The organism is Tepidiphilus succinatimandens, assembly GCF_006503695.1.
Classification (GTDB): Bacteria; Pseudomonadota; Gammaproteobacteria; order Burkholderiales; family Rhodocyclaceae; genus Tepidiphilus; species Tepidiphilus succinatimandens.
In genome coordinates this window covers 64,508-86,573 of the sequence record NZ_SBIK01000010.1, presented here as the reverse complement: position 1 = coordinate 86,573, position 22,066 = coordinate 64,508, and the positions used below count along the sequence as shown (strand labels likewise).

Below are 22,066 nucleotides of genomic sequence, written 5' to 3'. Positions count from 1 at the left end.
CCCTATTAGAAGAAACCGAGTTTCTTCGGCGAGTAGCTCACCAGTAGGTTCTTCGTCTGCTGATAATGCTCCAGCATCATCTTGTGGTTCTCACGGCCGATGCCGGACTGCTTGTAACCGCCGAAGGCCGCGTGCGCCGGATAGAGGTGGTAGCAGTTGGTCCACACCCGACCGGCTTGGATGCCGCGGCCCATGCGATAGGCCCGGCTGCCGTCGCGCGTCCACACGCCCGCGCCAAGGCCGTAGAGCGTGTCGTTGGCGATCGAGAGCGCCTCGGCTTCGTCCTTGAAGGTGGTGACCGCCAGCACGGGGCCGAAGATCTCCTCCTGGAAGATGCGCATCTTGTTGTGCCCTTTGAAGATCGTGGGCTTGACGTAGTAGCCGCCGGCGAGTTCTCCGGGCAGTTTCGCCTGTTCGCCGCCGATGAGGCACTGCGCCCCCTCTTGCTTGCCGATGTCGAGATAGGAGAGGATCTTCTCCAGTTGCTCGGAGGAAGCCTGAGCGCCGATCATCGTCGTCGGATCGAGCGGGTTGCCCTGTTTGATCGCCTTGACGCGTTCCAGGGCGCGCGACATGAATTTGTCGTAGATCGACTCCTGGATGAGGGCGCGCGAAGGACAGGTGCACACTTCGCCCTGGTTGAAGGCGAAGAGCACCATGCCTTCGATTGCCTTGTCAAAGAAGTCGTCGTCGGCCGCGGCCACGTCCTCGAAGAAGATGTTGGGCGATTTGCCGCCGAGCTCCAGTGTGACCGGAATGAGGTTCTGGCTGGCGTACTGCATGATGAGCCGGCCGGTGGTGGTCTCGCCGGTGAAGGCGATCTTGGCGATGCGCGGGCTGGTGGCCAGGGGCTTGCCCGCCTCGAGACCAAAGCCGTTGACGACGTTGACCACGCCCGGCGGAATGATGTCGGCGATGAGCTCCATGAGCACCATGATGCTCACGGGCGTCTGCTCGGCGGGCTTGAGCACCACGCAGTTGCCAGCCGCCAGCGCCGGGGCGAGTTTCCAGGCCGCCATCAGGATGGGGAAGTTCCAGGGAATGATCTGACCGACCACGCCCAGCGGCTCGTGGAAGTGGTAGGCGACGGTATTTTCGTCGATCTCGGAGAGCGTCCCTTCTTGGGCGCGGATGCAGCCGGCGAAGTAGCGGAAGTGATCGACGGTGAGCGGAATGTCGGCCGCAAGGGTTTCGCGGATCGGCTTGCCGTTGTCCACCGTGTCGGCGTAGGCGAGTTTTTCCAGGTTCTGCTCGAGCCGATCGGCAATCGCGAGCAACACCTGGGCGCGTTGCGCCGGCGGGGTCTTGCCCCATTTTTCCTTGGCGGCATGCGCGGCATCGAGCGCGAGCTCGATGTCTTCGGCCGTGGAGCGCGCCGCTTGGCAGAACACCTTGCCAGTGATGGGCGTGATGTTGTCGAAGTACTGCCCCTTGACGGGCGGCACCCATTTGCCGCCGATGAAGTTGTCGTACTTGGCCTTGAACTGGACCGGGGCACCAGCAGCGCCGGGGAAAGGGTAGGTCATCTTCGCGTCTCCTCGTGGATCAATGATTTCGTTGCCACATCTATGGGCAGCGTATAGATAAAATTAGCACATGCACAGATAAATTCAATCCTCCATCAAGTCGTCTCTTCCGAAAGGGAGGATGTCACATGGCCGCCTCGAAGATGCCGATCACCTGTTCCAACGTAGCTTTGCGCGGATTGGTGAGCATGCAGGCATCCTTCTGGGCGTTTTCGGCCATTACCTTGTGATCGGCCGCCTTCACACCCAGCTCACTCAGACCACGGGGAATGCCAATGGATGAAGAAAGCTCCTTGATGGCAGCGATCGCCGCCAAGGCAGCCTCTCGCGTCTCCATGCCTGAAGTGTCTACACCCAGCAAGGCGGCAATCCGGGCATAGCGTTCAGTGGCTGCGATGAGATTGAACTGGCAGACGTGCGGCAGTAGGATGGCATTGCACACACCATGCGGCAGATTATAGAAACCGCCGAGCTGGTGCGCCATGGCATGGACGTAACCGAGCGAGGCATTGTTGAACGCCATGCCGGCAAGATACTGGGCATAGCACATGGCGGCGCGCGCTTCCATCCAATCACCGTTGGCCACCGCTTTGGGGAGCCATTGACCGATGAGTTCGATGGCCTTTTCGGCACAAGTATCGGTGATGGGGGTGGCGGCGGTGGAAACATAAGCCTCGACCGCGTGCGTCAAAGCGTCCATACCCGTGGCGGCGGTAAGCGCAGGCGGCATCTTCACCATCAAGCGAGGATCATCGATCGCTACCAACGGGGTACAGCGCCAGTCGACGATGGCCATTTTCACGTGGGTATCGGTATTGGTGATGATGCAAAAGCGGGTCATTTCCGAGGCGGTACCGGCAGTGGTGTTGATGGCGATCAGCGGCGTCATCGGCACCTTGGACTTGTCGACTCCTTCGTAGTCGCGGATATGCCCCCCCCGCGGTGACCAGACCGATACCTTTGGCACAGTCGTGCGAGGATCCGCCACCCAAGGAAACGATGAAATCGCACTTCTCTTTCTGATAAACTTTTACACCATCATGAACATTGATGTCGGTTGGATTGGGTTCGGCACCAGCGAAAATTACACTGTCAATGCCCTCGCTGCGCAGTAGGTCGGCAATTTCCTGCGACAACCCCATCTTGTGCAACCCAGCGTCGGTGACGATCAACGCCCGTTTCGCTCCCAGCATCTTGGCCCGTGGCCCAACTTCTTTGACACATCCAGGGCCAACGAGGGTCACTGAAGGGATGAAGAAACCATCGGTGCGGTCGGCCAGTTGAAGATAATTCACCAAACTCATGGAAGTCTCCTCTCAAAATATAGAGATACAATTTTCATCATACCGATGGATCGATCCATCGGTGAAATTGATATAGCAAAAAACATGCCGCAAACCGCATCCCTGTAACTTCACTCATGAAGAGGGGTATCGGGGCCAAAAAACGGAAAAGTGTCGCAATTCGAGACGATACACCGAAATACAGGGTCGCAATCTGCGACACCGTCTCACATAGTGGAGGAGGAAATGGAGATCGAATTCCGGGTTTGTCCAGAATCCGTACGTCAAGCTAAGCGAATCTTTGTCGAACGAGGTGAACTTCCCGCCCTTCCCTTGGCGACACCCATCCTACACTCGTGGAAACGCTGCCGTGAGCACCATGTAGCAGCCGAGCGTCTCCTGCCTCCCGAAGAAGGTGTAGTAGAAACACTCATCCTCGAGCAGGCTCGCCAGTCGGTCGAGGAATGGCTACGGCTTGCCCGTCCAGTATTGGAGGGTGTTTTCGGCGGCTTCGACACGAGTCGCAGCGTACTCGTCGTCGCCGACACACAGGGTTTGATCGTAGAGGCGGAGGGAAATTCGTCTTTCCTCGAACGCGCGCAACGGGTCCACCTGGCCCGCGGTGCGATCTGGCACGAAGGCGTGCGCGGCACCAACGCCGTGGGTACGGCGATCGCCGAAGGGGCTCCGGTCGAGGTGCTGGGGCCGGAGCATTATCTGAGCTGCAACGAATTTCTCGCCTGCACCGCCGCCCCCATCTTCGACGGCACTGGCCGCTTGGTGGCGGTGCTCGACGTCTCCTGCGACTGGCACGACCACCATCCACACACCCGCGCCCTGGTCGATACGGCGGTGCGCCTGATCGAGAACCACGCCATCGTTGCCCGCCACCGCGGTCTGCGCATCCATTTGCATCGCGATGCGCACGCCCTGGGCAGCTTCGTCGATGACGCCATCGTCTGCGTGGACGACGACGGTCGCGTGGTGGCAGCCAATTCCGCTGCCCGCCGCCTTTTTTCTCTACGGCACGAGGAGCTTGGTGCGGTGCCACTGGAACGGCTCTTCCGCCGCGCCGCCCCCGTGCCGCGCGGCGACGAACCGGTGCTGCTGTACGATCCGCAGGGCAATCCCCTCTATGCGCGCTTCGAAGGACGCCGCGCGCGCGTCGTGATCCGCCGCGCCGATCCTGCACCGGCCAACGATGCCTTGGCCGAGCTCGACACCGGCGACGAGGCGCTGCGCCGGGTCATCGCCCAGGCCCGTCGGGTGCTCGACAAGGACATCCCCATCCTGCTGCGCGGCGAGAGCGGCGTGGGCAAGGAACTCTTCGCCCAAGCCCTCCATCGCAGCTCGCCGCGGCGCGACAAACCGTTCGTAGCGGTCAATTGCGCTGCGTTACCGGAAGCGCTCATCGAGGCCGAGCTCTTCGGCTATGCCCCCGGCGCCTATACCGGCGCGCGCCGCGAGGGGAGCCTCGGGCGCATCCGCGAGGCGCACGGCGGCACGCTCTTTCTCGACGAGATCGGCGACATGCCGCTCGCGCTGCAGGGGCGACTGCTGCGGGTGCTGGAGACGAAGGAGGTCGTGCCACTGGGCGGAAAACCGGTGCGCGTCGAGTTTGCGCTCATCGCGGCCACGCACCGCGACCTGCCGGCAGAAGTCGAGGCGGGGCGATTCCGCGCCGATCTCTACTATCGGCTGGCGGGCCTGACGCTGACCCTGCCGCCGCTGCGCGAGCGCAGCGATCTACCCGTGCTGGTGGAGCGCATCCTGCGCGCCTGCGCGCCGGACCGGGACCTGAGGCTCGCGCCCGAGGTGGCCGCCGCGTTCGCGGCCCATTCCTGGCCGGGCAACGTGCGGGAACTGGCGCAGGCGCTGCGCGTGGCCGCAGCCCTGGTGGATGAGGAAGAAATGGTGATCGGCTGGGAGGCGCTGCCCGAGGGGCTCGCGGCGGCGCTGAAGCAACGGACCAGCATGTCCCCCTCCCTGCCGCAAGGGCAGGAAGAGACATTGGAACTGGCAACCCTGTCGCGCGCCGCGATCGAGCGGGCGCTCGTCGCAAGCCGCGGCAACCGCACGGCGGCGGCAAGGCGCCTGGGCATCAGCCGCGCCACGCTCTACCGCAAATTGCGCGAGATGGGCAGCACCCCCGCGCAAGCGGCGGGTTGACCGTTCAGGCCCGCACGCCCAGGCGTTCGAGCAGGCCCTCGAGCGTGTCGTCGTCGGCGAAGGCGATCTCGAGCGTGCCGCGCCCGTCGCGGCGGCGCTTGATGAGGACTGGCGCGCCGAAGTGTTCGGAAAGCGCCTCTTCCAGCCGCCGCCAGTCGGGGTCTTTCACCGCTTCGGGTTTGGGCGCGGGCGGAGAAAGCAGCGCCTGCACGGCGCGCTCGGTCTGGCGCACCGACCAGCCCTGCGCCGCAGCGCGGCGGGCGAGTTCCACCTGTTGCGGCACGGCAAGCGCGAGCAGCGCCCGGGCGTGGCCCATTTCGAGCGCCCCCTCCATCAGCAGCTCGCGCACCGGCTCGGCCAGTTGCAGCAGGCGCAGCAGGTTGGTGACCGCCGAGCGGCTGCGCCCGACGGCCTCGGCCGCCTGCTGGTGGGTCATGCCGAATTCGTCGATGAGCCGCTGCAGCCCTTGAGCTTCTTCGATGGGGTTGAGGTCTTCACGCTGGAGGTTCTCGATGAGGGACATCGCCAGCGCCGCCTCGTCCGGGATCTCGCGCACGAGACAGGGCACTTCCAGCAGACCCGCCATGCGGGCGGCACGCCAGCGCCGCTCGCCGGCGATGAGCTCGTAGCGCTCGCCCACGGGGCGCACCAGCAGCGGCTGCATCACGCCCTGGGCGCGGATCGAGGCGGCGAGTTCTTCCAGCGCCTGAGGGTCCATGCGCGTGCGCGGCTGGTAGCGGCCGGGGTCGATGCAGTCGATGTCGAGGCTGCGCAGCGCCTCTTCCACCGCCGTCGGCGCGCCCAGCAGTGCGTCCAGCCCGCGCCCCAGCCCCTTGCGCTTGCCCGCTGCCATCAGTGCGCCTCCGCGAGCGGAGCGGCCACGCCCAGGCGCCGCTCCAGCTCGGCGGCGAACTCGAGGTAGGCGAGGGCGCCCCGAGAGCGGGGATCGAAGACGACCCCGGGCATACCGTGGCTCGGCGCCTCGGCCAGGCGCACGTTGCGCGGAATCACCGTCGCGAAGACTTTCTCGCCGAAATGGCGCTGCACTTCCTCCGAGACCTGCTGCTGCAGCGTCACGCGCGGATCGAACATCACCCGCAGCAGCCCAACGATGCGCAGGTCCCGGTTGAGGTTGGCATGCACGCGCTTGATGGTGTTGGCCAGATCCGACAAGCCCTCCAGCGCGTAGTATTCGCACTGCATCGGAATGATCACGCCGTGGGCGCAGGTGAGCGCATTGAGCGTGAGCAAGGAAAGCGAGGGCGGACAATCGATGAGCACGAAATCATAGGTGGAAGGGGCGGCGGCGAGCGCATCGCGCAGGCGGAATTCACGCCGAGGCAAGTCGACGAGCTCCACTTCGGCGCCGGCCAGTTCCCGATTGGCCGGCAGTACGTCGTAGCCGCCGGATTCGGAGCGTAACGTTGCCTCTTCCAGGCCCGATAACCCGACCAGCACCTGATAGACGGAGCGCTCGAGCGTGCGCTTGTCGATGCCACTGCCCATGGTGGCGTTACCCTGTGGGTCGAGGTCGACGAGCAGCACGCGGTGCCCCCGCCGGGCGAGCGCCGCGGCAAGGTTGACGCTGGTCGTGGTCTTGCCGACCCCGCCTTTCTGGTTGGCGATGCAAAACACGTGGCCCATCAGCGAAGTTCCCCGATCACGAGATGGCGCGCCTCGGCAAGCCCCGGCACTTCGAGCGGCACGACCCGAACCGCCACATCTTCCGGCAAGCCGGCGAGCTCTTCTTCATGGCGCGGTCCTTTCATGGCGTACCAGCGTCCGCCCGGCGGCAGGAGGTGGCGTGTGAGGGCGATGAATTCATCGAAGCGCGCGAATGCCCGCGAGATGATACCCGAGATCGGCGCCGGTGGCTGCCAGCGCTCGATGCGTTCGTGCCAGGGATGGAAGCCTTTCAGTCCCAATTCGATCGCCACCTGACGCTGAAAGGCGATCTTCTTCGCCACCGCATCGAGCGAATGCACTTCGAGCGGCCGCCCCTCGGCCTGCGCCGCGAGCGCGAGCACGATGCCCGGTAGTCCCGCGCCGGAGCCGACGTCGACAAGCACCCTTTCCTGCCGCACCCAGGGCCAGACGGCGAGCGCATCGAGCAGGTGGTGCGTGACCACTTCCTCAAGCCGCGTGATGGCCGTGAGGTTATAGACGCGATTCCACTTCACCAGTAGGCCAGCGTAGCGCCACAGCGCCTCCAGCGTCGTCGCAGGCAAGGAAAGCCCGAGCACGGCGACACCCTCTTCGAGCAGGGCGCGCGCCGCGGCTTCGTCCTGGGACGAGGGAGCGCGAGGGCTCACTCGATGCCCTCCGGCGCCACTTCGACCTGCGGCGCGGGTTCGCCACGGCGCAGCCACACGAGCAGGATGGCGATCGCCGCCGGGGTCACGCCCTGGATGCGACTTGCCTGCCCCAGCGTCTCGGGCGCGTGCTGGGCGAGTTTCTGCTGGATCTCGCGCGACAGCCCCGGGATGCGGGAATAGTCGATCCCCGGCGGAATGCGCAGCGCCTCGGCGGCCTTGAGCCGCTCGACCTCGGTGTGCTGGCGCGCGAGGTAGCCGTGGTACTTGGCGGCGATCTCGAGCTGCTCGATCACCGCCGGGTCGCACTCGGGCAGCTCCGGCGCCCCTGGCAGGGTCATGAGTTCCTCGTAGCGCACGCCGGGGCGGCGCAACAGGTCGAAGAAGCTCGCCTCGCGCTCGAGCGGCGCACCCAGCACGCGCGCGAACGCCTGCGCCTCGTCCGGGGAGAGCCGGGCCGGCACGACGCGGCTTGCCTGCAGACGCGTGGTCTCGCGCTCGATTGCCTCGCGCTTGCGGCAGAACGCCGTCCAGCGCAGATCATCGACCAGCCCCAGGCGACGCCCGATCTCGGTGAGCCGCAGGTCGGCGTTGTCCTCACGCAGTTGCAAGCGAAACTCCGCGCGCGAGGTGAACATGCGGTAGGGTTCGCTCACGCCCTTGGTGACGAGATCATCGACGAGCACGCCGAGATAGGCCTCGTCGCGCCGCGGCCACCACGGCTCATGGCCGAAGACGAAGCGCGCCGCATTGACCCCGGCGAGCAAGCCCTGCGCGGCGGCTTCTTCGTAGCCGGTGGTGCCGTTGATCTGCCCGGCGAAGAAAAGCCCGTGGAAATGCTTGGTCTCGAGGCTGTGCTTGAGGTGGCGCGGATCGTAGTAGTCGTATTCGATGGCGTAGCCTGGGCGCAGCACGTGCACCCGCTCCAGCCCCGGGATGGTGCGCAGCATCTCGATCTGCACGTCGAAAGGCAGCGACGTGGATACGCCATTGGGGTAGATCTCGTTCGTCTCCAGCCCCTCGGGTTCGAGGAAGACGTTGTGTCCATCCTTGTCGGCGAAGCGGTGGATCTTGTCCTCGATCGAGGGACAATAGCGCGGCCCCACCCCCTCGATCACGCCGGCGTAGAGGGGCGAGCGATCGAGGTTGCGACGGATGATCTCGTGCGTGCGCGCGTTGGTGCGCGTGATCCAGCAGGGGCGCTGCGGCGGATGCATGGCGCGCGAGCCGAGGAAGCTGAACACCGGCTCGGGATCGTCGCCCGGCTGCACGGTGCAGCGGGAGAAGTCGATGGTGCGCGCATCGAGCCGCGGCGGCGTGCCGGTCTTCAGGCGCCCCTTGGGTAAGCCCAGCTCGGCGAGCCGCTGCGCGAGCGACACGGAAGCCGGATCGCCCGCCCGCCCGGCCGTGTAGCGCGACAGTCCCACGTGCACGAGGCCATTCAAGAAAGTGCCGGTAGTGAGCACCACGGCTGGCGCCTCGAAGCGGATACCCAGCTGGGTGACCACGCCCAGCACGCGATCGCCCTGCACCAGCAGGTCGTCGACCGCCTGCTGGAAGAGCCACAGGTTGGGCTGGTTCTCCAGGCGCTTGCGGATCGCCTTGCGATAGAGCACGCGATCGGCCTGGGCGCGGGTGGCGCGCACCGCCGGCCCCTTGCTCGCATTGAGCGTACGAAACTGGATACCGGCTTCGTCCGTGGCGAGCGCCATCGCCCCGCCCAACGCGTCGACTTCCTTGACGAGATGCCCCTTGCCGATGCCGCCGATGGAGGGGTTGCAGCTCATCTGCCCCAGGGTGTCGAGGTTGTGGGTGAGCAGCAGCGTGCGCGCACCGGCGCGCGCCGCGGCCAGCGCCGCCTCGGTGCCGGCGTGGCCGCCGCCGACGACGATGACGTCGAAGCGTTCAGGAAAAATCATGGGCTTGCGATGGTCGAGGAGAAACTTTTGATTTTAGGCGTTTTCGACGCCGAAGACCAGCAAAGGGTTCAATGCCCCCCGCGGGCGAAGAGCCCCGCCACCGCCTGGGGCAGATCGGCCGGCAGGACGAGGAACTTGGCGTTCTCTCCGGCGGCGAGGCGCTCAAGCGAGGCGACGTACTTCTCGCCCAGCAGATACCACAGGGCGGCGGAATCCGGTCCCACCGCCTCGCCCACCCGGCGCAGCGCCTCGGCGGAAGCCTGCGCCAGCATCACCTGGGCGTTGGCGTCGCGCTTGGCCGCCTCCAGCCGCGCCTCGGCTTCCAGGATGGCCGCCTGTTTCTCGCCTTCGGCGCGCGTGACCATGGCCTTGCGCTCGCGCTCGGCGGCGGCCTGCTGTTCCATTGCCTGCTGCATGGACGGGGAAGGACGAATGTCCTGGATTTCCACCGACTTCACCGTCAGCCCCCAGTCGATCGCCTCATCGACGATGGATTCACGCAGCCGCACCTTGATCTTCTCGCGCGAGGAGAGCGCTTCGTCGAGCTCCATCTCGCCGATGATCGAGCGCAGCGTCGTCATGATGAGGTTTTCGATCGCCACGGCGAAATTCGTCACGCCATAGGCGGCCTTCACCGGATCGGTGACCTTGACGAAGGCCACCGCATTGGTGACGATCACGGCGTTGTCGCGCGTGATCACCTCCTGTTCCTTGATGTCGAGGATGAGATCCTTCGTCACCAGCTTATAGGCGATGCGATCGAAGTACGGGATGACGATGTTGAGCCCGGGCCGCAGGGTGGTCCGGTATTTCCCCAGACGCTCCACGATCCACTCTTCCCCCTGCGGCACGATACGCACCCCCTTGGCGATCGTGACGACCACGAAGAGCAGCAAGACGCCGACGACGACCAGACTCGCGTTCATTTCCCCACCTCCCGCAAAAAAGCATCCCTCAAGATCGCCCCTGACGCAGCCGCGCCACTTTCACCATCTGCCCTTCGACCGCCACCACCCGCACCCGCTCGCCTTCGCCGATCGGCTCGTCGGCCAAGGCCGGCCATTCTTCCGCCCCGAGAACCGGCCGCTGGAACCGCACTTTTCCTCGCCGCTGCGGCTCGATCGCCTCGCTCACCCAGCCGATCTCCCCCACCGCCGCGTCGGAAGCCCCGATGCGCGAGCGCCGCCGGCGCGGTTCCAGCCAGCCAAACCACGCCGTCACGAGCAGCAGGGAAGCGACCAGCCAGAGACCGAGCTCCAGAAGTAGCGAACTCTGCGGCAGGATCGCCACTACGGCGGCCACGCCACAGGCGGCCAAGCCGAACCAGAAAATGAAGAAAGAAGGCACCACCAGCTCGGCGAGCATCAGGAGCACGCCCAGCACCAGCCACACCCAGGCAGGCCAGCCGTTCATGTACGTTCCTCGTCGAGCTGGTGGAGGAAGTCGGCAATCAGCGCGATCAGCGCCTCAGGTCGCTCCCGATGCGGGCTGTGGCCGCACTGCGGCAATACCGCCATCTTCCCGCGAGGCGCGCCCCGTGCGATCTTCTCGATCTGGGCCAAGGTCGCGTATTCGTCCCGGTCACCCTGCACCGCCAGCACCGGACAGGCGATTTTCGGGATCTCCGCCTCGATGTTCCACGCACGAAACTCAGGCGAGCGCCAGGTATCACGCCAAGCGGCGAACACGCGCTGCGGATCGGGCTGATGCCGCGCCAGGCGCTGCGGCCAGTCGGTCGTGCGCCACAGCCGGTCGGCCGCCTCGATGCCGGCGATCGCCTCGGGTTCCACCTCGACGTGCGGCGCGATCAGCACCGCCGCCTCTGGCCGCGGTGCCAAACCGGAAGCGGCGCAGATCAACGCGATCGAAGCCCCGTCGCTGTGCCCCACGAGCACCGGATGCTCGATCTCCAACGCCGACAGCACCCGCGGCAGCCAATGCAAGGCCTCGCGGTGCAGGTAATCCACCCCGCGCGGACGATCCTCCCGGCCGCTGCGCCCATAGCCCTGGCGCGAGTACGCCATCACGGGACGGCGCAGGGCAGCGGCCAGCCGCTGCGGGAAATCGCGCCAGATCGACACCGAGCCCAGGGCCTCGTGCAGCAACACCACGGGCGAAGCCGCCGCAGCGGCATCCTGCGGCCGCCACCATTCGTATTCCAGCGCAATTCCATCGATCTCGACGAATGCCATGGTCTCCTTTCCTTCCATCCGTTTTGCGCAGTCTAGCATTACCCTGCTTTCCACGAAAAGAAACCCTTTCCCCCGCAGATTCGCTAAAATGCAGACTCCTTTCCCGGCGCTACCACCATGCCCAAGGCCGAAGTCGAAATCATCAACAAGCTCGGACTGCACGCGCGGGCCTCGGCCAAGCTCACCGAGCTCGCCAGCCAGTTTCCCTGCCAGATCTGGATCAGCCGCAACGGGCGACGGGTCAACGCCAAGAGCATCATGGGCGTGATGATGCTTGCCGCCGCCAAAGGCAGCAAGATCGAGATCGAAACCGAGGGCGAGCGGGCCGACGAAGCCTTGCAGGCCATCGTCGAGCTCATTGGCAACCGCTTCGGCGAGGAGGAGTGAGCCCTTGGGCGGCATCTCCTTCGCGCTGCACGGGCTCGCCGTCTCGAGCGGCATCGCCATCGGCCGGGTGCACCTCGTCTCGCACGCCCTGCTCGAAGTCAGCCATTACGAAATCCCCGAGAACCGCGTCGAGGACGAATGCGCCCGGCTGCGTGCCGCCGCCGCCGCGATCAAGGCCGAACTGGCCGCGCTCAAGGCCACCACCGCCGCGAGCCAGGCCTCGGCCGAACTGAACGCCTTTCTCGACCTGCAGGCGATGATGCTCGAAGACCCGCTGCTCATCGAAGCCGCCTGCGATCGCATCCGCCAGCAGCACATCAACGCCGAATGGGCCCTCACCCAGCAGCTCGACACGCTGCTCGAGCAGTTCGACACCATCGAAGACCCTTACTTGCGTGAGCGTCGCGCCGACGTCATCCAGATCGTCGAGCGGCTCCTCAAGGAACTGCTGGGGCTGGCGCGCCCGCCGAAACCGCGGCGCGACGATCTGCCCACCATCGTCGTGGCGCACGACCTCTCGCCGGCCGATACCATCGGTTTTCGCGGCCAGCACATCGCCGGCTTTCTCACCGACGTCGGCGGCCCTACCTCCCACACCGCCATCGTCGCGCGCAGCCTGCAGCTGCCGGCGGTGGTGGGTGTGCGGCTCGCGCGCCAGCTCCTCGAAGAAGACGATCTCGTCATCATCGACGGCGCGCGGGGCGTGGCCATCGTCAATCCCCATCCCAGCATCGTCGAGGAATACCGCCTGCGCAAGGCCGAGCTGGAGATCTCGCGCACGCGGCTCGCCCGCCTGAAAGACGCCCCCACCGTCACGCTCGATGGCACACCGATCGAGCTCTTGTGCAACATCGAGACACCGAGCGACCTCGAGCTCGTGCAGCGCGTCAACGCCGATGGCATTGGGCTCTACCGCACCGAATTCCTCTTCCTCGACCGGCTCGATCGGCCGAGCGAAGACGAACAGTACGAAGCCTATCGCGACGTGCTCAAGAGCATGAAAGGCAAGCCGGTCACCATCCGCACCTTCGATCTGGGCGGCGACAAGGATTTCGAGCCGAACACCTCGCGCGTGCAGCCCAATCCCGCCCTGGGGTTGCGGGCCATCCGCTATTGCCTCGCCGAGCCCACGTTTTTCCTCACCCAGCTGAGGGCGCTGCTACGCGCTTCGGTGCACGGCAAGCTCAAGATCCTGCTGCCCATGGTGGCGCACGCCCACGAAATCGACCAGACACTGCAGCTGCTTGCCCGCGCCAAGGAACAGCTGCAGCGCGAAGGGAAGAAATTCGCCGAAGACGTCGAACTCGGCGCCATGGTCGAAATCCCGGCCGCGGCGCTCGCGCCTGGTATCTTCCTCAAGCGCGTGCAATTCCTCTCCATCGGCACCAACGACCTCATCCAGTACACCTTGGCCATCGACCGGCAGGACGATGCCGTGGCCGATCTCTACGACCCGCTGCATCCGGCCGTACTGCGGCTCATCGCCGGTACTATCCAGTTCGGCGCCAAGAACGGCCTGCCCGTATCCCTGTGCGGGGAGCTCGCCGGCCACGCCGAATACACCTGGCTCTTCCTCGGTATGGGTCTGCGGCAATTTTCCATGCACCCCGAGCGGGTGCTCGGCGTGAAGCAGCGCCTGCTTCATGCCGACATCAACGAACTCACTCCCAAGGTGCAGCGCCTGCTCAAGCTCGACGAGCCGGCGCGGCTGCGCGAGGCGTTCGAAAAACTCAACGCCGCCCTGCCCGCCGCCTGAGCCTCACTCTTCGCCCGTCCATTGCGCCCACGGCGCCGGTGCCACGCCGAAGAGCGAAGCCACCCGCATGGCGATCTGCTGTACCAGCCGCTGCGGCGTGAGTTCCCCCAGATAGAACGCCGGCACGGGCGGGGCCACCACCGCACCCGCCTCGGTCACCGCCGTCATGTTGCGTAGGTGAATGAGGTTCAAGGGCGTCTCGCGCGGCACCAGAACCAAGCGCCGGCGCTCCTTGAGCGTCACGTCCGCCGCCCGTGCGATCAGGGTGTCCCCCAGACCGTGGGCGATCGCCGCCAAGGTGTTCATCGAACAAGGGATCACTACCATGCCGAGCGTGGCGAACGAACCCGAGGCGATCGATGCGCCGATGTCCTTGTTCGCGTACATCGCATCGGCGAGCGCCGCGAATGCCTCGCGCCCGACGCCCAGTTCGAGCCGGGCGGTACGCAGCGCCGCTGCCGACACCACCACGTGCAGTTCCCAATCGGTCGCCTCGCGCAGCCAGCGCAGCAGTTCCAGCGCCAAGGCGCTACCAGAAGCGCCGGTCACCGCCACCACCAGCCGCGACGGGGAGCGGGCGAGGTTTGCATCTCGTACGTTTCGTTGCATAATTGGCAATTATCCTTTTCTGGTCGGAGGGTCTGCCATGCCGACACCAGTGACCCAGCCCTTGTGGCGGCTGAGCCTTCTGGCGATGGCGTTCGGTCTGCTGAGCGCCTGCACCCTCACCCAACAAGCAACACGCCCCGATGATTCTTCTCAGTATGCCCTAACCAGCGGCAACGAGATCGCCACCCAGGAAGAAGACGAAGAGGCAGCGGAAGACGCGCTCGACGTCTTTCTCTCTGCCCCCATCTACCGCAGTCCCGACTATACCCTGAGCGCCGACGTCAAACCCGGTCGCATGGCTCGGGCACTGGAGACCGCCCTCTCCTTGCAGGGAACACCTTACCGCAACGGAGGGGACCTCCCTGAAGAAGGCCTCGATTGCAGCGGTTTCGTCAAATATTCGTTTTCCAGCGTCGGCATCGACCTGCCGCGCACCTCCAGCGACATGTACAACGCCACGGAACGGGTCTCGCGCAGCGAGCTTCAGCCAGGCGATCTCCTCTTCTTCAAGACCGGGCGCCGCAGCCGCTCGATCAACCACGTCGCCATCTACCTCGGTAACGGCCGTTTCATCCACGCCCCTCGGCGCGGCCGCACCGTCTCCATCGACACGCTCGAGCAGGACTACTGGCGCGAGCGCTTCATCGCCGGAGGTCGCGTCGGCGGCATGAGCCACGCGCCGCTCGAACTCGCCGCCAAGGAAGAAAGCCAGGAAACTCCTTCTTCCCACGGCAAAGATTCCCTCGAAACGGCGGCCGCCGCGGCCGCTCCTCTGCTCGCGGCCGGCGTCGCACCCAACAAGGGGGGCAGCAGCAAGGCCAAGCCCGCCAAAGCGGCTCCCTCGGCCAACCGCGTCGTCGCACGCAACGACAAAACCCGCAAAACCGCGGCACCCACGGCTCAGGGGCGCGCCACGCCTACGGTCCACACGCAGACGGCGAGCCGAACGCCCGCGTCACGCTCCCCGGTGGGGAAGAACACCGTACAGACCGCCAAGGCCAGCGGCAAGCCGCCCGCCAAACCCGTGGTTCAGGCGAAGAACGAGAAGCCTGCCGCGGCACCGCACGGCGTTCAGGCCAAAGCCCAAGCCAAAGACAACGACAAAGCCAAGTCCAAGGCTCCTACCCGAGTCGCTCAGGCCGGTCGCTGAGAGCCGCATCGCAAAGGGCGGCCAAGGAGACGGATCGCCCCTAGCGCCACACGTCCAGTTCGGTCAGCGTCTCCCGCGCCTGCTCGGCCCAGCCGCGATTGGCCGCCGGGCTCGCCGGGCTCGGGTGCAGGATACGGGCAATGCGAACCGGCAGATCCTCGAGCGCTTCCCGCGCACGCTGCTCCGCCCAGGCGCCCACCCCGATCACCCATTGCGGCCTCAAGGCTTCGACCACTTCGCGCAAATGCGCGTCGCAGGCCGCGAGCAGCGCCGTGCGCGCCGCGGCGGGCAGTTTGTCCGGCGTGAAGTTGCGCGTGCCGGCAAAGAAGGCAAGCGGGCAGTAATTCGCCACGAAATGTTCGGTGAAAAAGGCTGCCGCAGTGCCGAAGCGCTCGCGGAAAAGCCCCCACAGCCTCGCCCCCGAGACTTCGGATCGCCGGCAGGCCCAGCCTTCGATGGGGCGCTGCGGGTGTTCGCGCACCGGGCGCACGATCGGCGCATCCAGTCCCAGCCAGTCGCGCACCGCCGCGATCTCGCCAAACGGCACCCCCGTCTGTACCATGCCGAACGGCCCGGGATTCATGCCGAGGAAAAGCACGCGCTTGGGCCCTTCACCATAGCGGCTCAGGTATTGCTCGTGCACCGCCCAGGCGTAGTCGAGCGGGGCATAGACGTGCGTCACCGGCGGGCCGAACTCGAGCGCCGCCGTGCGCTCGTGCAAGCGGCGCGCCGCTGCCACCAGTGCCCCGGCGCTCATCGCCCTTGCGCCTCCACGGCCAACGTCCAGCGCGCGACCTCTTCGCTCACGCGCGCGAGCGCCTCCCCGAGCGCTGCCACCGCCCCTTCGGCGTTCGGCTGGGTCACGGGCGCCGTGGCGGCGAAGCGCTTGCTCGCCAGTACCCGACCGTCGCTCGTCTGCACCCAGCGCGCCCGCAGCGCCACCTCCGCTTCGCCGTAAGGGGCAGGTCCGACCGGCGGAACCCGTTCTTCCAAGAGCTCTAGGTCGACGGCGAGCCGCCGATCGGCCGACAGACGCGCCTGCGGCGGCAGCACCACGCGAAATGCGCCGCTTTCCTCGAGGCGGCGCGTGAGTACCGCCGCCACGGCCTCCTGCGGCGGCTCCGCCCAGCGGCTAAGGGTGTAATACTCCAGGCGCAGCGGCTCGCGCCGGTAGGCGATGCGCTCTCCGGCGAAGGCCGGCGCCACCCACGGCGCGCTCACTTGCACCGTCAGGGACGAAGAGGCCTGCGGCGGGGCGGAGGCCTCTCCTCCTTGCCCAGCCGTGCGTGCCGCCGCCTCCAGCGACAGCCGCGCCGGCGCCTGCGAAGACCCTTGCTGGCCCATGGCGCAAGCGCCCAACGCCAAGCTCACGACCCCTATCGTCGCAACCGCCCTTACGCTCATCGTGCTCACTCCCCTGGCCCTGGCCGTTCCGGCGGATCGCCCCACAGCAGACGCTGCGGCCGCTCCTCGAGCGAAGCGCTCAAGCGCTCCAGCCGGGCCATCGACGCCTCCAAGCGTTGCAGCGCCGCCTCCGCCTCCGGTTGCAGCCCGCGGCGCGCCGCCTGCAATTCTCCCTGCGCCGCCACCGTGGCCTCTCGCAGGGCCGCAGCCGTGCGCTGCAGCTCCGCCAGAAGCGCCTGTGCCTCGCGCAAGGTCCGGCGCCCGTCGGCGGCCAGTTCCGGTGCCTGCGCTGCCGCCTTCTCGAGGGAAGCGGCCAGCGCATCGATGCGTTTCTCCTGGGCGGCGAGCGCAGCCATGAAACGGCGCGCGTCGGCCATCGTCGCCGTGAGGTTGGCGAGGTTGTCGTCGGAGAGGAGCTTGTGCAGCTGCTGCATCACCCCCGCCACCTGCTCCAGATTCTGCGACAGCGCCACGTCCAGCCGGCGCATCAGCGAAGGCGCCGCGGTGATCACCGCCGGCGTGCCGTCCGGCCCCGGCAGCAGGGGCGGCGCCTCGACCGAGCCGCCGGACAATTCGATGTACGACAAGCCCGTCAGGCCTTGGCTGGAGATCGTCGCCTTGGTGTCGGTCTTGATCGGCGTGCCTTCGACGATGTCGAGGTCGATCGCCACGCGCTCGGAATCGACGAGCGTGACCCCCTTCACCCGTCCGACGACGACACCGCGGTAACGCACGAAACTGCCACGATTGATGCCGGTCACCGACTCGGTGGTCAGCACCCGGTAGGGCAGATAGCGGCGGGTATCGACGTCGGCGCCCAGCCACAGGCCTAAACCGGCCAGGGCCGTGAGCGCCACGACGACGAACACGCCGACGATCACATAAGGGACGCGCGATTCCACCGTCTGGTCAGCGCCGCGGCGCACGCCTCATGCGAAGATCTCGTGCAGGAACTCGCGCAGGATCGCCCACGAGCGCGCATCGGCTTTGGGCTCATAAACCGTCCCAAAGGACGGGTCGTTCGCCTCGGGCAGGGTAAAGGCGTGCATGGTGTTGCCAAAGGCATGCAGCTGCCAGTCGGCGCCGGCTTCCGTCATTTCCTTGGCGAAGTCCACCACCATGTTCGGCGGCACCATGGGATCGTCCCAGCCGTGCAGCGCCAGCACCTTGGCCTTGATCTTCTTGCCCGCGGTATTGCCCGGCGGCGTGAAGAGGCCGTGGAAACTCGCCACCCCACGCACGTCGGCCCCAGTGCGCGCCAGATCGAGCACCGTGAGCCCGCCGAAACAGAAGCCGATCGCCGCAATTTTTTCGGCATCGACTTCGGGTTGCGCCCGCAGGGTCTCGATCGCCTGGGCGATACGCCCCTGCAGCTTCGCGCGATTCTCGACGAAGGGGGCCATCAGCTTCGCGTTCTCTTCCTTGCTCTTGCCGAGCACCCCCTTGCCGTACAGGTCCACGGCAAAGCCGACGTAGCCCATCATCGCGAGCTGGCGCGCCTTCTCGCACTCGAAGGCGGTACGCCCGGCCCAGGCATGCGCCACGGCCACGGCCGGCCGCTTGCCGACGATGGCGTCGTCCCAGGCCAGGAAGCCTTCGAGCGTCGTTCCTTCGTGCGTGTATTCCACCAAACGCGTACGTATCGCCATCTCGTTCCTCCTCAGGGCAGGAAATCCTCATGGGCCGGATGGCCCTCGGCATATCTTAGCACCGCCCCGCGCCGCCGGCCACCGCCGCGTCCCGGACCGCTTCGTGGCTGCGTCCCGCCTCTTCGACCAACCACTGGCGGAACACCGCTAGTGCCTGACGTTCGGCTTTGCGCTCGGGCACGATCAGATAATAGGCCCGGCGGCTCACAAAGCTTCGATTGCAGGGGATCATCAGATCGCCCGCGGCGAGTTCCCGTTCGATGAGAAACGGAGGAATGAGCGCCACGCCCATGCGTTCGATCGCCGCCTGGGCCAGCATCGAGAACAATTCGAGCCGCATCCCCGACAGGTCGTGCGCCACCCGCATGCCCGCGGCCTCGAACCACTGCCGCCAGGCATAGGGACGGGTGCTCTGCTGCAGCAACGGCAGACGAGCCACCTCTTGAGGGGAAAGATCCGGCCTTGCCCCCGGTAATGACGGGCTGCACACCGGCACGGGGAATTCCGGCATCAGGAAATGCGCTTCCGTCCCCGGCCACCCCGCTTCGCCGAAATAGATCGCTGCATCGAACGGCGTATCGGCGAAGAGGAAAGGGCGGGTGCGCGTCTCCATGTGGATCACCACCTCGGGATGGAGCGCGCGAAACGCGCCCAGGCGAGGCAGCAGCCAGCGGGTGGAGAAGGTGGGCACCACGGCGAGCTCCAACGTTCCCGCCCCTTGGCCGGACATCACCGCCAGCGTGTCGCGCTCCAGCGCCTCGAGCCGCAGCGCCACCTGCCGGCTGTAGGCCCGGCCGGCTTCCGTGAGTTGCACCCCGCGCCGCGTCCGCCGAAACAGCGCCACCCCCAGAAAGTCTTCCAGCGCCCCGATCTGGCGGCAGACGGCACTCTGCGTCAGGGCCAATTCCTCGGCCGCCCGGGTGAAACTCTCATGGCGCGCCGCCGCCTCGAACGCCGTCAGCGCCATCGTCGAAGGGATTCTCTTGCGCATACCCCAATGCCGCGAAGTGAGCAAAACGCACCGGTCGATGCATAAAAAGCGCTTGCCGGCAGAAGATTCCCTTTATACCATACCGAAACATCACATCTACCCCACCGAAGGAGATCGCCATGCCCTCCCCCCGCGCCGCATTCGACTGGCAAGACCCGCTGCTGCTCGACACCCAGCTCACCGAAACGGAACGCCTCGTGCGCGACACCGCCCGCGCCTACGCCCAGGAAAAACTCCAGCCCCGCGCCCAGCATGCCTTCCGCCACGAACACACCGACCCGGCGATCTTCCGCGAGATGGGCGAACTCGGCCTGCTCGGCCCCACCATCCCCGAAGAATACGGTGGTGCGGGACTCAACTACGTCGCCTACGGGCTCATCGCCCGCGAAATCGAATACGTCGACTCGGGTTTCCGTTCGATGATGAGCGTGCAGAGCTCGCTCGTGATGGTCCCCATCCACGAATTCGGCACCGAAGCGCAAAAGCGCAAGTACCTGCCCAAACTCGCCCGCGGCGAATGGATCGGTTGCTTCGGGCTCACCGAGCCCAACCACGGCTCCGACCCCGGCAGCATGGAAAGCCGCGCGCGCCGCGTCGAGGGCGGCTATCTGCTGTCGGGCAACAAGATGTGGATCACCAACAGCCCCATCGCCGACGTCTTCGTCGTCTGGGCCAAGGACGACGAGGGGCAGATCCGCGGTTTCATCCTCGAGAAGGGCTGGAAGGGGCTCTCGGCGCCGGTCATTCACGGCAAAGTGGGACTGCGCGCCTCGATCACCGGCGAAATCGTCATGGACGAAGTCTTCGTTCCCGAAGAAAACGCCTTTCCCGAAGTCCGCGGCCTCAAGGGCCCCTTCACCTGCCTGAACTCCGCCCGCTTCGGCATCGCCTGGGGTGCGCTGGGCGCGGCTCAAGCCTGTTATGAAACCGCCCGCAACTACGTGCTCGAACGCAAGCAGTTCGGCCGACCGCTCGCCGCCAACCAGCTCATCCAGAAAAAGCTCGCCGACATGTGCACCGAGATCGCCCTGGGGCTGCAGACGGTGCTGCGCATCGGCCGGATGAAGGACGAAGGCATCGCGGCCGTCGAACTCACCTCCATCGTCAAGCGCAATTCCTGCGGCAAGGCGCTCGACATCGCCCGCACCGCCCGCGACATGCTCGGCGGCAACGGCATCAGCGACGAATACTGCGTGGCGCGCCACCTCGTCAACCTCGAAGTGGTCAACACCTACGAGGGCACGCACGACATCCACGCCCTCATCCTCGGCCGTGCCATCACCGGCATCGCCGCCTTTGCCAACTGAGCCGGGGAATCGCGACGATGGACCAGGCCCTCTCCCACCTGCGCGTGCTCGATCTCTCGCGCGTGCTGGCCGGCCCCTGGGCGAGCCAGCTGCTCGCCGATCTGGGTGCCGACGTCATCAAGATCGAAAAACCCGGAAGCGGCGACGACACCCGTACCTGGGGCCCGCCGTGGTGGAAAGGGCAGGGCGAGGAGGAAGAAGCGGTGGCCGCCTACTTCCTGTGCGCGAACCGCAACAAGCGCTCGCTCACCGTCGATCTCACCCGTCCCGAAGGCCAGGAGATCATCCGACGCCTGGCCGAGACGGCCGACGTCGTCATCGAAAACTTCAAGGTGGGAGCGCTCGCCCGCTACGGCCTGGATTACGCCAGCCTCTCGGCGCGCAATCCCCGCCTCGTGTATTGCTCCATCACCGGCTTCGGCCAGACCGGCCCCTACGCGCCCCGGGCGGGGTACGATTTCCTCATCCAGGGCATGGGCGGTTTGATGAGCATCACGGGCCGCCCCGATCACGAACCCGGCGGCGGGCCGATGAAAGTGGGCGTGGCGCTCACCGACATCCTCACGGGGCTCTACGCCGCCAATGCCATCCTCGCCGCGCTTGCCTGGCGCGAACGCAGTGGCCGCGGCCAGTACATCGACATGGCGCTCCTCGACGTGCAGGTCGCCTGCCTCGCCAATCAGGCGCTCAACTACCTCACCACCGGCCAGGATCCTCCGCGGCTGGGCAATGCGCACCCCAACATCGTCCCCTACCAGGATTTTCCCACCGCCGACGGCTGGATGATCCTGGCGATCGGCAACGATGGTCAATTCGCCCGTTTCTGTGCCGAAGCAGGGGTGCCGGAACTCGCGGCCGACCCGCGCTATGCCACCAACCCGGCGCGCGTGGCCCACCGCGCCGAGCTGATCCCGCGCCTGCAGGAGCTCACCCGCACGCGCAGCACCGACGCCTGGATCGCCGCACTGGAGCGGGCCGGAGTCCCCTGCGGCCCCATCAACCCCCTCTCCCGGGTCTTCGCCGACCCTCAGGTACGCGCCCGCGACATGGCGCTGCGCCTGCCCCACGAGCGGCTCGGCGAGGTGCCTCAGGTCGCCAACCCCATGCGCCTGTCGGCCACGCCCCCCGCCTACCGCGGCGCTCCACCGCTCCTGGGTGAGCACACCGCCGAAGTCCTGCGCGAGGTGCTCGGGATGGACGAAGCAGAAGTGGCCGCACTGCGGGCGAAGGGGGTCGTCTGAAGGATTGGTGAAAAAATCGTCTGCCCGCAGGGAGATCTCTGTTCCATGGCAAATCCCGGCGGTATCACCTACACTTGTAGGAGCAGCCTTCCTCGAATGAATGAACTCGCTGAAAAATCCCCGCCGTGACCGACCCCAATCCCATAAGGATTTTTTTGCGCTCCCAAAAGG

At 66.3% G+C, this 22,066-nt stretch carries 20 protein-coding genes and 1 pseudogene; 6 read left to right on the top strand and 15 right to left on the bottom strand.

The features are described from left to right. Positions 1-5: 5 nt before the first annotated feature. Positions 6-1,526: an aldehyde dehydrogenase gene (adh, locus tag EPD82_RS07515; protein ID WP_141056295.1), complete on the bottom strand. Its 1,521-nt coding sequence runs from the start codon at positions 1,524-1,526 to the stop codon at positions 6-8. 124 nt (positions 1,527-1,650) lie between these two features. Continuing rightward, positions 1,651-2,830, bottom strand: a pseudogene (mdh, locus tag EPD82_RS12275) (iron-dependent methanol dehydrogenase). 312 nt (positions 2,831-3,142) lie between these two features. On the opposite strand from mdh, the gene EPD82_RS07505 reads away from it, so the two are divergent. After that, on the top strand, positions 3,143-4,978 hold the full coding sequence (locus EPD82_RS07505; protein WP_206202236.1) for a sigma-54-dependent Fis family transcriptional regulator: 1,836 nt from the start codon (positions 3,143-3,145) through the stop codon (positions 4,976-4,978). A 4-nt stretch (positions 4,979-4,982) separates the two neighbouring features. Here EPD82_RS07505 and EPD82_RS07500 read toward each other — a convergent pair whose 3' ends face one another. From EPD82_RS07500 to EPD82_RS07470, 7 genes are all read right to left on the bottom strand, one after another. Next, complete coding sequence (locus EPD82_RS07500; protein ID WP_055423325.1) at positions 4,983-5,831, bottom strand: ParB/RepB/Spo0J family partition protein; 849 nt, start codon at positions 5,829-5,831, stop codon at positions 4,983-4,985. Continuing rightward, positions 5,831-6,622, bottom strand: a complete 792-nt coding sequence (locus EPD82_RS07495; protein WP_055423326.1) for a ParA family protein — start codon at positions 6,620-6,622, stop codon at positions 5,831-5,833. The genes EPD82_RS07500 and EPD82_RS07495 overlap by 1 nt, the downstream gene beginning before the upstream one ends. Beyond that, positions 6,622-7,290, bottom strand: a complete 669-nt coding sequence (gene rsmG, locus EPD82_RS07490; protein ID WP_055423327.1) for a 16S rRNA (guanine(527)-N(7))-methyltransferase RsmG — start codon at positions 7,288-7,290, stop codon at positions 6,622-6,624. The genes EPD82_RS07495 and rsmG overlap by 1 nt, the downstream gene beginning before the upstream one ends. Further along, entirely contained in the window at positions 7,287-9,209 is a 1,923-nt protein-coding gene (gene mnmG / locus EPD82_RS07485) for a tRNA uridine-5-carboxymethylaminomethyl(34) synthesis enzyme MnmG (RefSeq protein WP_141056293.1), read from the bottom strand. Before mnmG ends, rsmG begins: the two co-directional genes overlap by 4 nt. Before the next feature lie 68 nt (positions 9,210-9,277). Beyond that, complete coding sequence (locus EPD82_RS07480) at positions 9,278-10,135, bottom strand: SPFH domain-containing protein (protein ID WP_055423329.1); 858 nt, start codon at positions 10,133-10,135, stop codon at positions 9,278-9,280. Positions 10,136-10,163: 28 nt separating this feature from the next. Further along, positions 10,164-10,622, bottom strand: a complete 459-nt coding sequence (locus tag EPD82_RS07475; protein ID WP_055423330.1) for an NfeD family protein — start codon at positions 10,620-10,622, stop codon at positions 10,164-10,166. Then, positions 10,619-11,401 (bottom strand): alpha/beta fold hydrolase, encoded by a 783-nt coding sequence (locus EPD82_RS07470; RefSeq protein ID WP_055423331.1) that lies wholly within the window; start codon positions 11,399-11,401, stop codon positions 10,619-10,621. Before EPD82_RS07470 ends, EPD82_RS07475 begins: the two co-directional genes overlap by 4 nt. Before the next feature lie 117 nt (positions 11,402-11,518). Here EPD82_RS07470 and EPD82_RS07465 point away from each other — a divergent pair, with 117 nt between their 5' ends. Continuing rightward, positions 11,519-11,788, top strand: a complete 270-nt coding sequence (locus EPD82_RS07465; protein ID WP_055423332.1) for an HPr family phosphocarrier protein — start codon at positions 11,519-11,521, stop codon at positions 11,786-11,788. A 13-nt stretch (positions 11,789-11,801) separates the two neighbouring features. Next, complete coding sequence (gene ptsP, locus EPD82_RS07460) at positions 11,802-13,544, top strand: phosphoenolpyruvate--protein phosphotransferase (RefSeq protein WP_055423402.1); 1,743 nt, start codon at positions 11,802-11,804, stop codon at positions 13,542-13,544. 3 nt (positions 13,545-13,547) lie between these two features. On the opposite strand, the gene EPD82_RS07455 is transcribed toward ptsP, so the two are convergent. After that, positions 13,548-14,153, bottom strand: a complete 606-nt coding sequence (locus tag EPD82_RS07455) for a UbiX family flavin prenyltransferase (protein ID WP_055423333.1) — start codon at positions 14,151-14,153, stop codon at positions 13,548-13,550. Positions 14,154-14,190: 37 nt separating this feature from the next. On the opposite strand from EPD82_RS07455, the gene EPD82_RS07450 reads away from it, so the two are divergent. After that, a complete protein-coding gene (locus EPD82_RS07450) occupies positions 14,191-15,303 on the top strand; it encodes a C40 family peptidase (RefSeq protein ID WP_198289012.1) in 1,113 nt (370 codons plus the stop codon). A 40-nt stretch (positions 15,304-15,343) separates the two neighbouring features. On the opposite strand, the gene EPD82_RS07445 is transcribed toward EPD82_RS07450, so the two are convergent. The 5 genes from EPD82_RS07445 to EPD82_RS07425 are packed head-to-tail and all read right to left on the bottom strand — an operon-like array spanning position 15,344 to position 19,347. Next, positions 15,344-16,060: a uracil-DNA glycosylase family protein gene (locus tag EPD82_RS07445; RefSeq protein ID WP_055423335.1), complete on the bottom strand. Its 717-nt coding sequence runs from the start codon at positions 16,058-16,060 to the stop codon at positions 15,344-15,346. Beyond that, positions 16,057-16,674 carry an ABC-type transport auxiliary lipoprotein family protein gene (locus EPD82_RS07440; RefSeq protein ID WP_170210805.1) on the bottom strand — a complete coding sequence of 206 codons (618 nt, stop codon included), beginning with the start codon at positions 16,672-16,674 and terminating at the stop codon, positions 16,057-16,059. Before EPD82_RS07440 ends, EPD82_RS07445 begins: the two co-directional genes overlap by 4 nt. Before the next feature lie 38 nt (positions 16,675-16,712). Beyond that, complete coding sequence (locus EPD82_RS12265) at positions 16,713-17,633, bottom strand: MlaD family protein (RefSeq protein ID WP_141056291.1); 921 nt, start codon at positions 17,631-17,633, stop codon at positions 16,713-16,715. A gap of 3 nt (positions 17,634-17,636) precedes the next feature. After that, positions 17,637-18,356 (bottom strand): dienelactone hydrolase family protein, encoded by a 720-nt coding sequence (locus EPD82_RS07430; RefSeq protein ID WP_141056290.1) that lies wholly within the window; start codon positions 18,354-18,356, stop codon positions 17,637-17,639. A gap of 55 nt (positions 18,357-18,411) precedes the next feature. Beyond that, positions 18,412-19,347, bottom strand: coding sequence for a LysR family transcriptional regulator (locus tag EPD82_RS07425; protein WP_141056289.1), 936 nt, complete (start codon positions 19,345-19,347; stop codon positions 18,412-18,414). A 119-nt stretch (positions 19,348-19,466) separates the two neighbouring features. On the opposite strand from EPD82_RS07425, the gene EPD82_RS07420 reads away from it, so the two are divergent. Next, on the top strand, positions 19,467-20,654 hold the full coding sequence (locus tag EPD82_RS07420) for an acyl-CoA dehydrogenase (protein WP_141056288.1): 1,188 nt from the start codon (positions 19,467-19,469) through the stop codon (positions 20,652-20,654). Between the two features lie 17 nt (positions 20,655-20,671). Further along, complete coding sequence (locus EPD82_RS07415; protein ID WP_141056287.1) at positions 20,672-21,895, top strand: CaiB/BaiF CoA transferase family protein; 1,224 nt, start codon at positions 20,672-20,674, stop codon at positions 21,893-21,895. Positions 21,896-22,066 lie beyond the last annotated feature (171 nt).